Here is a 463-nt window from a genome sequence, read left to right as displayed (position 1 = left end):
ATCGAGTTCCCACCTCACGCCGCCCGTTGTGGCGCGGACCCGCAGTCCCACCTCATTGAGATGCGGCTCCAACGCGGCTGCCGACTCGGCCCCGCGGACTACCGCCTGGAGCACGTTCCTGGCCTCGACCAGCTCCGCCAGTTCGGCCTCGGTCGCCCCGTGCTCGCGCAGCCAGGTCGACGCCTGCGCGCCATCCGCGAGTATGTCGCGCTGCCTTCCCTCGACCACCGGCGTGGTGTTGAGCAGATCCAGCAGCAGGGCCGCGTCCCGCAGGCCCACCTCAACGAGCTCCATTTCTAACCTCCAAACAACTATTGACAGGTTATGGCGTCCGGCGTTAGATGTCACTAACCACTAAAACTAGTTAAAGGAGTTAGCCATGACGGTTCACCATCGCTACGCCACCGTCGACGGTCAGCGGCTGTTCTACCGCGAGGCAGGTGCGCCGGACGCACCGGCGATC

1 protein-coding gene is annotated in these 463 nt (G+C 64.8%); it reads right to left on the bottom strand.

Features of this window, described 5'->3' with window-relative positions; genetic code table 11:
- Positions 1–294: ABATE domain-containing protein (locus tag V2J85_RS40580; RefSeq protein ID WP_330824388.1), on the bottom strand; the 294-nt coding region annotated here is incomplete at its 3' end.
- Between the last annotated feature and the right edge of the window lie 169 nt (positions 295–463).

Source organism: Streptomyces bugieae (genome assembly GCF_036352915.1).
Classification (GTDB): domain Bacteria; phylum Actinomycetota; class Actinomycetes; order Streptomycetales; family Streptomycetaceae; genus Streptomyces; species Streptomyces endophytica.
Note: the sequence above shows the minus strand (reverse complement) of the source record. Positions and strands in the feature narration are given on the sequence as shown.